Annotated in this window: 13 protein-coding genes; 7 read left to right on the top strand and 6 right to left on the bottom strand. The window is 69.8% G+C overall.

Translation table 11 applies throughout. The features are described 5' to 3' along the window. Positions 1-190: 190 nt before the first annotated feature. Genes KOF26_RS09230 through KOF26_RS09220 form a run of 3 tightly spaced genes read right to left on the bottom strand, consistent with a single transcriptional unit; the run spans position 191 to position 6,897 of the window. Positions 191-1,069: a transglutaminase family protein gene (locus KOF26_RS09230; RefSeq protein WP_216323568.1), complete on the bottom strand. Its 879-nt coding sequence runs from the start codon at positions 1,067-1,069 to the stop codon at positions 191-193. Beyond that, complete coding sequence (locus KOF26_RS09225; RefSeq protein WP_216323565.1) at positions 1,066-3,576, bottom strand: circularly permuted type 2 ATP-grasp protein; 2,511 nt, start codon at positions 3,574-3,576, stop codon at positions 1,066-1,068. Before KOF26_RS09225 ends, KOF26_RS09230 begins: the two co-directional genes overlap by 4 nt. 3 nt (positions 3,577-3,579) lie before the next feature. Further along, complete coding sequence (locus tag KOF26_RS09220) at positions 3,580-6,897, bottom strand: transglutaminase family protein (protein WP_216323563.1); 3,318 nt, start codon at positions 6,895-6,897, stop codon at positions 3,580-3,582. 117 nt (positions 6,898-7,014) lie between these two features. On the opposite strand from KOF26_RS09220, the gene pdxH reads away from it, so the two are divergent. The 3 genes from pdxH to KOF26_RS09205 are packed head-to-tail and all read left to right on the top strand — an operon-like array spanning position 7,015 to position 9,301. Further along, on the top strand, positions 7,015-7,593 hold the full coding sequence (gene pdxH / locus KOF26_RS09215) for a pyridoxamine 5'-phosphate oxidase (protein WP_216323560.1): 579 nt from the start codon (positions 7,015-7,017) through the stop codon (positions 7,591-7,593). Further along, entirely contained in the window at positions 7,590-8,504 is a 915-nt protein-coding gene (locus tag KOF26_RS09210) for a cation diffusion facilitator family transporter (protein WP_216323557.1), read from the top strand. The genes pdxH and KOF26_RS09210 overlap by 4 nt, the downstream gene beginning before the upstream one ends. Further along, a complete protein-coding gene (locus KOF26_RS09205) occupies positions 8,501-9,301 on the top strand; it encodes a PhzF family phenazine biosynthesis protein (protein WP_216323555.1) in 801 nt (266 codons plus the stop codon). The genes KOF26_RS09210 and KOF26_RS09205 overlap by 4 nt, the downstream gene beginning before the upstream one ends. A 56-nt stretch (positions 9,302-9,357) precedes the next feature. Here KOF26_RS09205 and mnmA read toward each other — a convergent pair whose 3' ends face one another. Beyond that, positions 9,358-10,461, bottom strand: coding sequence for a tRNA 2-thiouridine(34) synthase MnmA (gene mnmA, locus KOF26_RS09200; RefSeq protein WP_216324060.1), 1,104 nt, complete (start codon positions 10,459-10,461; stop codon positions 9,358-9,360). Positions 10,462-10,547: 86 nt separating this feature from the next. Here mnmA and KOF26_RS09195 point away from each other — a divergent pair, with 86 nt between their 5' ends. The 3 genes from KOF26_RS09195 to KOF26_RS09185 all read left to right on the top strand — a co-directional run bounded on the left by KOF26_RS09195 (position 10,548) and on the right by KOF26_RS09185 (position 11,607). Next, complete coding sequence (locus KOF26_RS09195) at positions 10,548-10,817, top strand: hypothetical protein (RefSeq protein WP_216323552.1); 270 nt, start codon at positions 10,548-10,550, stop codon at positions 10,815-10,817. 77 nt (positions 10,818-10,894) lie between these two features. Continuing rightward, positions 10,895-11,194, top strand: coding sequence for a CtrA inhibitor SciP (gene sciP, locus KOF26_RS09190; protein ID WP_216323549.1), 300 nt, complete (start codon positions 10,895-10,897; stop codon positions 11,192-11,194). 155 nt (positions 11,195-11,349) lie between these two features. Beyond that, positions 11,350-11,607: a GlsB/YeaQ/YmgE family stress response membrane protein gene (locus KOF26_RS09185; protein ID WP_216323546.1), complete on the top strand. Its 258-nt coding sequence runs from the start codon at positions 11,350-11,352 to the stop codon at positions 11,605-11,607. A gap of 58 nt (positions 11,608-11,665) precedes the next feature. Here KOF26_RS09185 and KOF26_RS09180 read toward each other — a convergent pair whose 3' ends face one another. Next, complete coding sequence (locus KOF26_RS09180; protein WP_216323543.1) at positions 11,666-12,385, bottom strand: SIMPL domain-containing protein; 720 nt, start codon at positions 12,383-12,385, stop codon at positions 11,666-11,668. Positions 12,386-12,477: 92 nt separating this feature from the next. Continuing rightward, on the bottom strand, positions 12,478-12,735 hold the full coding sequence (locus tag KOF26_RS09175) for a GlsB/YeaQ/YmgE family stress response membrane protein (RefSeq protein ID WP_216323540.1): 258 nt from the start codon (positions 12,733-12,735) through the stop codon (positions 12,478-12,480). Positions 12,736-12,892: 157 nt separating this feature from the next. Between KOF26_RS09175 and KOF26_RS09170 the strand changes: the two genes are divergently transcribed. After that, positions 12,893-14,089 carry an efflux RND transporter periplasmic adaptor subunit gene (locus KOF26_RS09170; RefSeq protein WP_216323537.1) on the top strand — a complete coding sequence of 399 codons (1,197 nt, stop codon included), beginning with the start codon at positions 12,893-12,895 and terminating at the stop codon, positions 14,087-14,089. Positions 14,090-14,101: the final 12 nt, after the last annotated feature.

Here is a 14,101-nt window from a genome sequence, read left to right as displayed (position 1 = left end):
ATAACTGGATCAGTTATATCGGATGCGGATCAAGTTGTGCTATGACTAATACTTCATTAACATCTGCAATGGCTGCGAGACTTCCCGCTATCTGGCTTTCTGATCTTCAACGCCACTGACGTGATGACGGAATTATATTGCCCGAGTTATATGATGCATTTGTGGCGCCGCCTGTATCTGATCCGGCGGTCTATTCGATCGGCGCCACGTCCACCGACACCTTGATCGACTGGCCGGACTGGCCGACGAAGATGCCGTCGATCGGCGCGATGTCGGCATAATCGCGGCCGATCGCGGTCAGGATGTGGTCCGCATTCATGCCGACGCCGTTCGTCGGATCGAAGCCGAGCCAGCCGCGCGCCGGCCCGCACCACAGCATCACCCAGGCATGGGTGGCATCCGCGCCGATCAGTCGCGGCTTGCCGGCAGGCGGGATGGTGCGCAGATAGCCCGAGACATAGGCGGCGGGCAGGCCCGCGGCGCGCAGGCCCGCGATCATCACCTGCGCGAAATCCTGGCAGACGCCGGCGCGACGGTCGAACGCCTCGGCCGGCGTGGTATCGGTCTCGGTGGCGGCGCCGTCGTAGCGGAAGGCGGCCTTGATGCGACTGGTCAGCTCATAGGCGGCCTCGACGATGCCGCGTCCGGGCGACAGGCTGTCGGCGCACCAGGCGGCGATGTCCGGGGTCAGCGCGATCATCGGCGAGGGATAGATGTAATTAGCCGGCGACATCACGCCGAGATCGGCGACCGCCACCGCCGCCCGGGCCACCCCCGCGACGCTCGGATCGTCCGGCGCAGGGAGCGCCGCGACGCGATTGACCGACAGGCGGGCGCGGGCGGTGATGACGAGTTCCGTCACCGGCTGCTCCACGACCATCCTCGCGATATGGCCGGCATAGGCGGCGACATGGCTGGGGCTGATCGGCCCCTCGGGCGCGACGTGCAGGCTGAATGAGAGCAGGCTCTGCCCCGGCCAGTCGATCGGTTCGAGCCGCAGATTGCAGCGCGCATAGCGCATCGGCGCGTCGTAATCGAAGGTCGTGCTGTGGGTGACCTCGTAGATCATGCGAGGCGGATCGTCGCGGTCGACCGCACGATCTGGCTGCCCTGAAGGAAATAGCGCGCGCCGATCGCGTCGGACAGGGCATAGAGCCGGTTCTCAAGGCCGAGCATCGCCTCGCTATCCGTGCTCGCGGCATTGGCCACGGCCATCGTCGCGGCGACATGGGTGGCCATCGCCACCTGCTCCTCCGGCATGCCGTCGTCACGCAGCGAAGGCAGCGCCCTCAGATGGCCGACGATGCGATCGACCTGATAGGCGAGGCTGCGCGGGTTCCACGGATCGAGCAGGATCAGGTCGCGCACCGCATCGAGCGCGATGCCTTCCGGATAGCGGGCGCGATAGCTGATCTGGCTGTCGCAGATGTCGAGCAAGGTGGCGAGATCGTCGACGCTGGCCTCGTCGCCGGCGAAAGCGCGCGCCAGCCGGCACGTCTCGGCTGCACGCTCCAGCCTGCGACCGAGATCGTGGAAGCGCCAGCCGGAGGTGCGCGCCATATTCTCGGCGGCGAGCCCGGCCAGCGCCGAGAAACGTTCCTGAAAGGCGGTGGCGCGGTTCAGCATCGTCGCCGCATCGGCCTGGGTCAGCGGCGGCAGGCTGGTGTCGAGCAGCCGCCAGACGTCCGCCGACAGTCGTTCGCGCGTGCCCTCGGCGATGCCGCGCGCGGTGGCGAGCAGCGCGCGCACGCTCGCCGATTCCTCGCCATTGTCGAGCGCCGCGAAGGCGAGCGCGGCAACGTCGCGCTGGGCGCTGCCTCGCTCGGCAGCCCGCGCCGTCTTCGCCGCCGCGCCCGAGGCGACGAGTTGCTCGGCGATGCGATCGATCGTCGCTGGCGCAAGCGCCATGCCGCCGTCCGCATCGATCGTGCCGCCCAGGGCCGCGCGCACCAGCCGGAGATGCGCCTCGCCGCGCTCCAGATAACGGCCCAGCCAGAACAGATTGTCCGCCGCGCGCGACTGCAGCGTGCCGGGATTGCGGCGGATATGGATGGGCAGCCGGCTGCCCGCCGGGTGCGGCTCGGTGAGCGCGCCGGCGACTACGGTCACGTCCGCCGAGGACACGCCCTCGCCCATCACCGTCGCGCGGACATCGGCATCCTCGCCGAGCCGCGCGAAGCCGCCCGGCATCACCTGCCACTGGCCGCGCCCGTTACGCGCGGCGAAGACGCGCAGCGTGAAGGGCCGCGGCGCCATCACTCCGTCGATCACGCTCGGCATGGTCGACAGGCGCACCACCTCCTGCCCGACATAATCCATCGGCCGCGCCCGCATTGCCGCGATCAGGGCGGCGCGGGCATCGGCGTCGAGCGTGGCGCCGATGACGGGGCGGTTGTCCTTCAGGCCGGCGGCGGTCTCGAAGGCGGGCGCGATCAGCAGCCGGTCGAACATCGCCTCGACCTCGGCTGCCTCGCGCGGCTGGCCGCACCACCAGGTGGCGGTGTTCGGCAGCAGCAGCTCGACGTTGAGCAGCCGCCGCGACAGCCGCGGCAAGAAGGCAGCGAGCCCGCGCGCCTCGCCGACGCCGCAGCCCGGCATGTTGGCGACCACGGCGTTGCCGGCGGCCATCGCGTCCATCAGGCCGGGGACACCGATCTGGCTGTGGGAATCGAAGGCGAGCGGATCGACCCAGCGCGAATCCATGCGTCGCCACACCGCATCGACGCGCTTCAGCCCATCGATGGTGCGCACGAACAGCCGATCGTCGTGCACGGCGAGGTCCGAACCCTCGACCAGCAACATGCCCATATAGCGGGCGAGATGGGCCTGCTCCGGATAGCTCTGATTGAAGCGGCCGGGCGTGAGCAGGGCGATGCGCGGCTCGGATCGGCGGCATCCGGCGACCATCCCCTGGCGGAACGCCTCGAAGAAGGGGGCGAGGCGCTGGACGTTCAGCCGATTGAGATGCTCGCCCATCACCCGGCTGAGCGCGAGCCGGTTTTCCAGCGCATAGCCGGCCCCGGTCGGCGCGCGCAGATGATCGCCAAGCACCCGCCACTCGCCGTCCGGCCCGCGGCCGAGATCGGCGGCATAGATATAGAGCCGGTGGCCGCCTGGGGGATCGATGTCGATCATGCCCCGCTGGAAATGCGGCGAGCCCGTCACCGCCGCCGCCGGCAGCAGCCCCTCCTTGACCAGCGCCTGCGGGCCGTAGAGATCGTCGAGCAGCCGCTCGTGCAGCTCGGCGCGCTGGGCGACGCCGGCCTCGATCACTCGCCAGTCGCGCTCGCCGAGGACGAGGGGCAGGGGGGAGAGCGGCCACGGCCGTTCCTCGCTCTCGCCGGGCAGGCGATAAGCCGTGCCGAGTTCGCGCGCCTGGCGATGGACGCGCTCGGCGGCATTGGCGAGGTCGCCGTTGGTGAACGCGGCGACGCCGGCCAGCATCGCGTCCCACATCGTCTCGCCACGCGCGAAGCTGTCGCGCAGGATGTCGCCGGAACCCGCCGTCGAGGCATAGCTCGACACCCAGTCTTCCACCCAGTCGAACAGGGCCGGCTGCACGGCGGCATTGTCCATGGCTCAGCGTGGGCCCGGGGTGCGAAGATCGAGGGTCATCGGAAATTCTCCCGCCCGCTCGTCCGCCGGCATCCCGACCCGGCCGGGCGTGTGGCCGTGATCCTGGAAGCGGGCCCGCCGGCGCGCCTCTGCCTCATAGGCATTGACCGGCACGTCATCGTAGCTGCGTCCACCCGGGTGCGCCACATGATAGACGCAGCCGCCGAGCGAGCGGCCGTTCCAGCGATCGAGCAGGTCGAAGGTCAGGGGCGCGTTGGGGGCGAGGCGGGGATGCAGGCAATTGGCCGGCGCCCACGCCTTGTAGCGCACCCCGCCGACCGCCTCCCCGGGTACGCCTGTCGGCGTCATCGGCACGGCGCGGCCGTTGCAGGCGACGACGTGGCGGCCGGGCACCAGCCCGCTCGCCTTGACTTGCAACCGCTCGGTCGAGCTGTCGACATAGCGGACCGTGCCGCCGATCGCGCCCGTCTCGCCGAGCACGTGCCACGGCTCCAGCGCATGGGCGATTTGCAAGGTGACGCCGCCTGCCGTCACCTCGCCATGCACCGGGAAGCGGAATTGCCGCTGCGCCTCGAACCAGGCCGGATCGAAATCATAGCCGGCGGCGCGCAGGTCGGCGAGCACGCCGAGAAAATCCTCCCACACGAAATGCGGCAGCAGGAAGCGATCGTGGAGCTGCGTGCCCCAGCGTACCAGCGCGCCCTCCTGCGGCTGGCGCCAGAACCAGGCGGTGAGCGCGCGCATCAGCAACTGCTGGGCGAGGCTCATCCGCGCATCCGGCGGCATCTCGAAGCCGCGGAACTCGACGAGGCCGAGCCGGCCGGTCGGCCCATCCGGCGAGAACAGCTTGTCGATGCAGATCTCGGTGCGGTGGGTGTTGCCGGTGACGTCGACGAGCAAGTTGCGGAACAACCTGTCCACCGCCCAGGCCGGCGGCGGATCGCCGGCGCCCGGCGGCGGCACCTGCGCCAGCGCGATCTCCAGCTCGTAAAGCCCGTCATGGCGGGCCTCGTCGATGCGCGGTGCCTGGCTGGTCGGACCGATGAACAGGCCGGAGAAGAGATAGCTGAGCGAGGGGTGGCGCTGCCAGTAGAGGACGAAGCTCTTGAGCAGGTCCGGCCGGCGGATGAAGGGCGAATCGAGCACGGTCGGGCCGCCGAGCACGAGATGGTTGCCACCGCCGGTGCCGACCGACCGCCCGTCGACCATGAACTTGTCGGCGGTGAGCCCCTCCTCGCGCGCCAGATCATAGAGCGTCTCGGTGATGTCGCGCGCCTCCGCCCAGCTCGCCGCGGGCTGGACATTGACCTCGATCACGCCGGGGTCAGGCGTCACCTTCAGCATGGCGAGGCGCGGGTCGGGCGGCGGCGGATAGCCCTCGATGCGCACCGGCACGCCGGTCCGCTCCGCCACCGCCTCGACCTCGGCGATAAGGGCCAGATAATCCTCCAGCGCCTCGGTCGGCGGGATGAAGATGGCAAGATGGCCGTCGCGCGGCTCGGCGGTGATCGCCGTCCGCACGGCGCCCTCGATGATCTGCTGCTCGACGCGCTCCTGCGGGGCGGCGCCCTCGGCCTGCCCGCGCATCGCGATCTGCGCGCGATAGTCGGGCAGCGGATCGCGCGGGGCGGTGGTGTCGCGCGGGTGGATATAGGGGAAGTCTCCCGGCGGCACCCACGGCAGCGCGCCGAGCGGCAGGCGATAGCCGAGCGCGGAATCCCCCGGCACCGCGAACAGATGGCCGCGCCGGACCTGCCATTTCTCGCTCTTCCAGCGGGTCCGCTGGGGCAGGCGCCCGGGTGCCGTCTCCGCCTGCCAGCGCTGGATCGGCAGGACATGGCCGACCGGCCGGGCCAGCCCGCGTTCGAAGGCGCGGACCATGCGCGCGCGGGCCTCGGGATCCTCGATCCGGGGATCGCGCGGATCGGTATTGGGGGGCAGCTCCGCCTCCTTCACCGCCCAGGAGAGGCCGTCCTCATAGGCGGGCTGGACATGATCGGCGCCGACGCCGAGCCCGTCTGCCACCGCGCCGAGAAAATCGCCGGCCGTATCCTCATCCACGATCGCGGCGCCGCCCTCGCCGGCAATCAGGCCCGGGTCACGCCAGATCGGCTCGCCGTCCTTGCGCCAGTAAATGGAAAAGCCCCATCGCGGCAGGCTCTCGCCGGGATACCATTTGCCCTGGCCATGATGGATCAGCCCGCCGGGCGCGAAGCGGGCGCGCAGGCGGCGGATGAGGCGATCGGCATAGTCCGCCTTGGTCGGGCCGACCGCCTCGCCATTCCATTCCGGCGCCTGCGGATCGTCGGCCGCGACGAAAGTCGGCTCGCCGCCGGTGGTAAGGCGCACGTCGCTCGCGGCGAGATCGGCGTCGACCCTGGTGCCGAGCGCGTCAAGCGCGGCCCAGCGGTCGTCGGTAAACGGCCTGGTGATGCGCACCGCCTCGGCGATGCGCTGCACGTCCATGGCGAACTCGAAATCGACATGGGCCGGCTCGAGCAGCGCGCCGACCACCGGCGCCGCCGAGCGATAATGCGGCGTGGCGGCAAGCGGGATATGCCCCTCGCCCGCGAACATGCCGGAGGTGGCATCGAGCCCGATCCAGCCGGCGCCGGGCACGTAAATCTCCGCCCAGGCATGGAGATCGCAGACGTCGCGGGTGACGCCCTTCGGCCCGTCGACCGGCTCGATATCGGCGACGAGCTGGATCGAATAGCCCGACACGAAACGCGCCGCGAGGCCGAGCCGGCGGGCGAGCTGCACCATCAGCCATGCCGAATCGCGGCAGGATCCGGTGCCGGTCTGCAGCGTCTGCTCGGGCGTCTGCACGCCCGGGTCCATGCGGATGACGTAGCCGACCCGGGCGTTGAGCGCCTGGTTGAGATCGACGAGGAAGTCGATGGTCCGCTGCTCACGGTCGGCGAATTCGGCAGCCAGCGCGTCGAACAGCGGCCCTTGCGGCTCCAGCTCGAAATAGGCGGCGAGGTCCGCGGCGAGATCGGGTGCGTAGGCGAACGGGCGGCGCTCGGCATAATCCTCGACGAAGAAGTCGAAGGGATTGATGACGACGAGATCGGCGAGCAGATCGACGGTGATGCGGAACTCGCTGGTCTTTTCGGGGAAGACGATGCGCGCCAGCCAATTGCCGTGCGGATCCTGTTGCCAGTTGATGAAGTGGTTCGCGGGCTGGATCGACAGCGCGTAATTGGGCACGGCGGTGCGGCTGTGCGGCGCCGGGCGGAGCCGGATCACCTGCGGGCCGAGTTGTACCGGTCTGTCATAGCGATAGGCGGTCAGATGATGGAGCGCGGCCTGGATCATCGTGCGGAGTAGGCCACAGAGGATGCTGCAGCGCAATGGCAACGGCGCCCCACTGCCCGGCACGCGGAAACAAGTTCAGCATGACGAAGGCGGCAAAGCGGCGCTAAAGGCGGGGCTATGGCTGATGACCCTCACCTTCTGTTCGACGCCTGGCTGATCGAAGCCACGGATGGCGAGCTCAACGATCCCAACGCCGTCTATCTGGCGACGGCGGATGGGTCGGGGCGGCCGTCGCTGCGCACCGTGCTGCTCAAGGATCATGATGCGCGGGGCTTCGTCTTCTACACCAATCAGGAGAGCCGCAAGGCCGCCGACCTTGCCGCCAATCCCCATGCCGCGCTGCTCTTCCACTGGAAGTCGCTGCGTCGGCAGGTAAGGGTGGAAGGGCCGGTGTCGCCGGTTTCGGATGCGGAGGCCGACGACTATTTCGCGAGCCGCGCGCGGGCATCCCAGCTCGGCGCCTGGGCGTCGGACCAGTCCCGCCCGCTCGATGCCCGCGCCACTTTCGAAGCGCGCTATGCCGAGGCGGCGGCCCGCTATGAGGGGAGGGACGTACCCCGCCCGCCGCACTGGGGCGGCTATCGCGTGGCGCCGGAGCGCATCGAATTCTGGACCGATCGCGCCCATCGCCTGCACGAGCGGCGCCTGTTTGTCCGCGACGGGGCGGGCTGGTTCGAGGGCCTGCTCTACCCGTGAGCGGGCCGAGCGCCAGTCGCGCCGCCGCGGCGAGCGTGGCAACCGCGCTGTTCCTGCTCGGCCTCAAGGCGGTGGCGGCGTGGCGGACGGGATCGGTGGCGATGCTCGGCTCGCTGGCGGATACCGGGCTCGACCTCGTTGCCTCGCTCGTCACCCTGTGGGGAGTACGCGTCGCGGCGACGCCTGCCGATCGCGAGCATCGCTTCGGCCACGGCAAGGCAGAGGCATTGGCGGCGCTGTTCCAGGTGGCGCTGATCAGCGTCTCGGCGATCGGCATTGGCTGGCAGGCGCTGTCTGCGCTGCTCGGCGGGGAGACGAGCCGCGACGCCGGCTATGGCATCGCGGTGTCGGTGGTGGCGATGCTGGCGACGGTGCTGCTGCTCGGCTATCAGCGGCGGGTGATCGCAGCGACGGGATCGCTCGCGATCAGCGCCGACAATGTCCATTACCAGAGCGACTTCGCCCTCAATGGCGCGGTGATCCTGGCCCTTGTGCTGGAGCAATGGCTCGGCCTCGGCGGCGCGGACCCGGTGCTCGGCGTCGCCATCGCGCTGTGGCTGATGTTCGGCGCGTGGCGCGCCGCCTCGGCCGCCGTCGATCAGCTGATGGACAAGGAGTGGCCCGAGGAGAAACGTCGCCGCTTCCTCGAGATCGCCGCCCGCCATCCGGAGCTGGCCGGCATTCACGATCTGCGCACGCGCACCGCCGGCGCGCAGGATTTCGTGCAATTCCATGTCTGGGTCGATCCGCAGATGACGGTGGCGGAGGCGCATCGCGTCATGGACGAGGTCGAGGCGCGGCTGGCGCGGGACTTTCCCGGCGTCGAGATCCTCATCCACGTCGATCCCGAAGGACAGGAGGACAAGGAGGGCGTATTGCCCGCCGCCATTGCCGAGGAGCCGAGCCAATGACCGCTAGCGTGCGTTTCGTCCAGGTGGATGCGTTTGCCGACCGCCCCTTTGCCGGCAATCCCGCCGCCGTGATGCCGCTCGACAGCTGGCTGCCCGACGCGACGCTGCAGGCGATCGCGGCCGAGAACAACCTGTCCGAGACCGCCTTCCTCGTCGCCGACGCCAGCGGGGCCAGCGATTACGAGCTGCGCTGGTTCACGCCGGCCGTCGAGGTGGCGCTGTGCGGTCACGCCACGCTCGCCTCCGGCCATGTGCTGCTCGGCGACGCGCCGGACCGGGACGCGGTGCGCTTCGCCACGCGGCAGGCCGGTATGCTCGAGGTGCGGCGCGCGGGCACCGGCTACACGCTGGAGCTGCCCGCCTGGCCGACCGCTCCGCGTGCGCTGCCGGAACTCGCCGCGCTGGTCGGCGGCGATTGCCTGGAAACGCATTGGCGCGACGGCGGCTACGCCATCCTCCTCTACGGCAGCGCGCGCGAGATCCGCGCGCTCGCGCCCGATTTCGTCGGCCTGCGCACCACCGGCAATATCCTCGTCATCGCCACCGCGCCGGGCGACGACACGGATGTAGTGAGCCGCGTCTTCGCCCCGGGCGCCGGCATCGACGAGGATCCGGTGACCGGCTCGGCCCATGCTGTGATCGCGCCCTATTGGGCGGAACGGCTCGGCCGCCCCAGCTTCACCGCATTCCAGGCGAGCGCGCGCGGCGGCCGGCTCGATTGCCGGCTGGCCGGCGACCGCGTCGTGCTCGGCGGCCAGTGCGTGACGGTGATCGACGGGATGTTCGCGCTTCGGTGAGCGCGGCGGTGTGCGGGCGGAGCGGGTGACCGCCGGTCATTCCGACGGACAAGAGCTCACGCCGCCAGCGCCGCCTCGGCCGGCAGCGTTTCCGTGATCCAGCCGCCGCCGAGCACCCGGTCGTCGGCGTAGAGCACCGCCGCCTGCCCCGGCGCCACGCCATATTCCGGCGCATCGAAGTGCAAGGTGTTGCCGTCCAGCCGGGCGGCCACCGGCTTTGCCATCGAACGCACCTTCGCGGTGAGTGGGCCGGAATGCTCGCCGCCCAGCCAGTTCAGCTCGTCCAGCCTCGCGGCGCGCACCGCCAGCGCCTCGCGCGGGCCGACGACGACGCGGCGGGCGGGGGCGTCGATGCCGATGACGTAGAGCGGCGCCGCCGTGCCGCCGATCTCCAGTCCGCGCCGCTGGCCGACCGTGTAGTGGATGATGCCGCGGTGGCGGCCGAGCACGCGGCCGGCGCGATCGACGATGTCGCCCGGCTCGCCGGCTTCGGGGCGGACGGCGCGGACGACGCGGGCATAATCGCCGTCCGGCACGAAGCAGATGTCCTGGCTGTCCGGCTTGGCGGCGACGGCGAGATCGAGCTCGGCGGCGATGGCGCGGACCCGCGCCTTTTCCATCCCGCCCAGTGGGAAGCGCAGAAAATCGAGCTGCGGCTGAGTGGTGGCGAACAGGAAATAGCTCTGGTCGCGCGCCGGATCGACGGCGCGGTGCAGTTCCGCGCCCGCCGCACCGACGACGCGGCGCACATAATGGCCGGTGGCGAGGCAGTCCGCGCCGAGATCCCGGGCCAGCGCGAACAGATCGGTGAACTTCACGCCCTGATTGCAGCGCACGCACGGGATCGGGGTGCGGCCGGCGGCATATTCGTCCGCGAAGCGATCGATGACGCTGTCGCGGAAGCGCGTCTCATAATCGAACACATAATGCGCGATGCCGAGCCGGTCGGCGACGGCCCTGGCGTCGCGGATGTCGCGGCCCGCGCAGCAGCTGCCGGTGCGCCCGACGGCGGCGCCGTGGTCGTAAAGCTGCAGCGTGACGCCGATCGTCTCGGCGCCGGAGGCCCTGGCGAGGGCCGCCACCACCGAGCTGTCGACGCCGCCGGACATGGCGACGACGATGCGGCGGGCCCCCGGTGCAAGCTGGAAATCACCATCCATGACGGCCGCGCACATACAGGGTCGCGCCGGTCCAGGCAAAAATCTTCCTATGAGGGCGTAAGAACAATCAAAAAAACCGGATAACCATGGACCTGCCGTTTCCACCCCATTCGCCGCCCGCCTTGCAGCAGCCCGCGCCCGCGCAGGAGCATGAGCGGCTGCGCCGCGAACTGGGCGCCGAGCTGCCGAGGGCTCCGCTCGCGACGCCGGAAACGGCGCGGCGGCCGGTCGAGCCGCCGTTTGGCGGGGCGGTGCCGACGGGCAGTTTCCACCAGGGCGCGGCCCGCGCGATGGGCGGCTCGCGGCCCGTCGAACCGAGCCATGACGCCGGGAAGCCATTCACCTTTGCATTTTAGCGATCCTTCAACTCCTTGCGGATATCCTTGCTGCGATGGGGTGCCGATGGGGGTCGGTGACCCGCGGGTGAGGTAGTATGATTGAACACCAGAAGATCAGGCCGGCACAGGTAATCGGGCCGCTCGGCGAGCCGCTCAGCATCGATTCCTTGCCGCATCCGTCGACGACCCGCTGGGTCGTGAGGCGCAAGGCCGAGGTCGTGGCCGCGGTCAATGGCGGGCTGTTGACCGTCGACGAGGTCTGCGACCGCTACGGTCTCACCATCGAGGAATTCGCCGGATGGCAGCGTGCCATCGACCGCTCGGGAATGCCCGGCCTGCGCGTCACCCGCATCCAGCATTACAAGTCATTGTACGAGCGGCAACAGCGCTACTGAACGCCCCCGGAGATGCGGTGCCGGCAGGCGCCGCATTCGTCACGCCGAAACAGGAATCCATCAAGTCACGCAACCTAACCGTTCCTGATGCGTATCAACGTCGCAGGGATGCGGACGACAATTTGCCGCCGCGTCGAAGGTGAGGAGGAAACGGCATGGGTATCATTCTGTGGCTTATCATCGGCGGTGTCATCGGCTGGCTTGCCAGCATTGTGATGCGCACGGATGCACAGCAGGGCGTTCTGCTCAACGTTGTGGTCGGCATCGTCGGCGCTTTTATCGGTGGCCTGATCCTGTCGGGCGGTTCGATCAACAATGCGCCGCTGACGCTGTATTCGTTCCTGGTGTCGCTGCTGGGTGCTATCGTCCTGCTGGCGATCGTCAACCTGGTCCGTCGCGGCACGGTTCGCTAAAATCTGATCCACGGCTTGGAGAGGATGGGCCGCGCCCCTGAAGGCGCGGCCCGAACTCCTATTTCAGCTCGAAGCTTACCGTGACGGTGACCGACAGCTTCTGCTCGCCGGGCTCGATCGCGGTATCGGCCGCTTGCGGCGCCGCGGCGCGCGCCATCATCATCACCGGACGCACCGGCGGGAGTGCGTCGCCGCCCTCGTCGATCGCGACGATCCGCGCCACGCTCAGCCCCGCCGCCCTGGCATAGACCTCTGCCCGGGCGCGTGCGATGCGCACCGCGTCGGCGCGCGCCTCGTCCAGCGCCGTCTCGGGCTGATCGACGGTGAAATCGGGGCCGTTGATCTGGTTGATGCCCTGGGCGACCAGCGCGTCGAGGATCGCGCCCGCCCGCGTCACATCGCGGAAGCGCACCGACAGCTGGTTGCTCGCCTGATAACCGGTCAGCACCGGCGGCTGATTATTGGCATAGCGATATTGCGGCTGAAGGCTGATCGAGGCCGTGCGGATGTCGCGGTCGGCAAGCCCGGCCTTGCGCAGCGCGGCGGTGGCTGCAGCCATGCGCCGGGCATTCTCGGCCATGGCGGCGTCGGCGGTCTGCGCCTGGGTGACGACGCCGGCCGAAATGGTGGCGACGTCCGGCACGCGGTTCACCTGACCTTCGGCGCGCACCGTCAAATGGGTGCCGACGGGCGGCATGGCCGGTTGCGCGGCGGCCGCGGTCGCGCCGGCGGCGACGGCCGCGAGCGCGAGGATGGATGGAGCAACGAGGCTCGGCATGGGCTTCCTCCTGTTGAAGTCGCAAATTGATGTTGCGATGCAGATGACGGAGTGCGGCTGCATCGCCCCTTAATCGCGATCGCGCCTGCCGTTCAGGAACGGCGGCGCAGGATCGCGCGGTAGGCGAGCAGCGTCGCCAGCGCGCCGGCTGCCGCGACCGACAGGCTGGCCGGCCGGCCGGGCGCATAGAGCTCGGTCACCCGGCCGAGGAAACCGGCAAACAGCGCCCCGGCCATGCCGAGCAGCACGGTGACGATCAGTCCGCCAGGGTTGCGCTTGAACAGCAGACGGTGCGCCGCCACGCCGATGACGATGCCGATGGCGATCCAGGCCAGCAGGGCACGTTCCATGATGTCATCTCACGCAAAATAACTCCTGCCCACTCATGTGGCCGACATGGCCCGCATGCAAGGCCCGGCTCTTGTGCCGGGTGACTTATTCCGCTAATACAGTGCCAGGTGGTCCCGGTCTTCCGGGAGGGAATTCGAGGGTAGAGGGCGCAGCGTGATGAATCTGGAGCGTGGCTTCGTCGGGCGCCGGCCCGCCTCCGTGGACGGCGACGGCGTGGACACGGAAGCCCCCGACCGGCGCCGGCTGGTCATCATCCTCGTGATCGTGGCGGTGCTGGTCGCTGGCGCGCTGGCGGTCATGCTGAAGAGCCGCGGTGGCGCGCCCGAGGCGCCGCCCGCCGCCCTGCCGCACATCACCGTGCTCGTGCCCGGCCGGCAGGCGGTCACCACCAGCATCGCCACCACCGGGGTCATCGCCGCCAAGCGCGACATGCCGGTCGGCGTGGCCGGTGAGGGCGGGCTGGTGCGCCGCGTGCTGGTCGATGCCGGGGACTGGGTGAAGGCCGGTCAGGTGCTGGCCATCGTCGATCGCCAGGTGCAGGTCCAGCAGACGGCGCAGATGAGCGCGCAGGTCGCGTCCGCCAAGGCCGATGCGCGCCTTGCCCAGATTGATCTGGAGCGCTCGCAGAAGCTGGTCGCCAACGGCTTCGTCACCCAGGCGACGATTGACCAGAAAACGGCGACCCGCGATGCCGCCAATGCCCGCGTCAAGCTGGCCGAGGCCCAGCTGGGGGAGATGAGCGCGCGGCTCGGCCGCCTCGATATCCGCGCGCCGACCAGCGGGCTGGTGCTGGCGCGCATGGTCGAGCCGGGCCAGATCGTCATGCCAAGCTCCGGCGCCCTGTTTCGCATCGCCATGGACGGGCAGCTCGAGATGCAGGCGCGGCTGGCGGAGGGCGACCTCGCCCGTCTCCATGTCGGTTCGCCGGCGGTGGTGACGCCGGTGGGCGACAGCAAGGGCTTCAAGGGCGAGATCTGGCAGATGGCGCCGGTGATCGATTCCACCAGCCGTCAGGGCACGGCGCGCATCGCCGTCAGCTATGATCCGGCGCTGCGCCCGGGCGGCTTCGCCTCGGCGGTGGTGACGGGCGCGGCGGGTGTCGCGCCGATGCTGCCGGAATCGGCGGTGATGAGCGACCAGACCGGCAATTTCGTGTTCCTCGTCGGCAGCGACGACCGTGTCGAGCGGCGCGCCGTGACCGTCGGCGACGTCAACGACAAGGGTGTCACCATCACCAAGGGCCTGTCCGGCGACGAGCGGGTGGTAGAGTCGGCCGGCGCCTTCCTCAATCCGGGCGATCGGGTGCTGCCGGTGACCAAGCCTGCCGCCCGCGCCGCCGACACGGCGCGCTGAGCCCCAGGCGCG

It is taken from the genome of Sphingomonas quercus, from assembly GCF_018863195.1.
Lineage (GTDB): Bacteria > Pseudomonadota > Alphaproteobacteria > Sphingomonadales > Sphingomonadaceae > Solisphingomonas > Solisphingomonas quercus.
Note: the sequence above shows the minus strand (reverse complement) of the source record. Positions and strands in the feature narration are given on the sequence as shown.